1 pseudogene is annotated in these 679 nt (G+C 44.6%); it reads right to left on the reverse strand.

Features of this window, described 5'->3' with window-relative positions:
* Positions 1–76: 76 nt before the first annotated feature.
* Positions 77–610 (reverse strand): annotated as a pseudogene (locus tag ABZJ92_RS22105) (autotransporter outer membrane beta-barrel domain-containing protein); the annotation flags it as partial.
* Between the last annotated feature and the right edge of the window lie 69 nt (positions 611–679).

A 679-nucleotide genomic window follows, 5' to 3' on the forward strand; every position in this document is an offset into this window, starting at 1 on the left:
GCTTACCGCTCATGGGCACCTCTCTTTAAGCCATCTTAAATGACTCTGAGGTGTCTGTTAAACCCGTGGCGATTCAGGTCTGCATAGCATTATCAACATTCGGATGTGCAACTACAGCTAATGCAACATCATCCCAGCTTGCAATAGTGCTATCAGCAACACCATCTCCGTCAGTATCTACGGTGACAAAGTTAGATTTACCACTATAATCGCTGGCATTACCTGTATTACCGAACCAACCAGTAGTACCTTCATCAGTCCATGAACCAGAGGTTACGGTAGAATCTTTAACAGTGATGGTGTTATTAAACACTTCGCTGCTGTTTACGCCAGTGCTGACAGTGTTGTCGTCAATATCTTCCCACTCATAACCCTGAGTCAACGTAATACCCGCAACGTGAGAGTTATTAGTGATGGACAGATCAACTTCCTGATCCAGAGTAATAGCCGTACCAATGTTGTAAACGTCTACAACATGAGTATCAGCGGCATTATTGTAAGTGCCGTTATATGTGTAGTGTTCGTAGTTGTCGTCGATCGTTGAATTATCAACAGTCAGCGCCAGACGGTCATGGTAGTAATCATCCGCACGATCAGCACAATCAGTGGATTTGCCCCTATATTTCCAGACATCTGTTATCACTTAACCCATTACAAGCCCGCTGCCGCAGATATTCCC

The organism is Shigella sp. FJ200513 (genome assembly GCF_040495915.1).
Lineage (GTDB): Bacteria > Pseudomonadota > Gammaproteobacteria > Enterobacterales > Enterobacteriaceae > ECMA0423.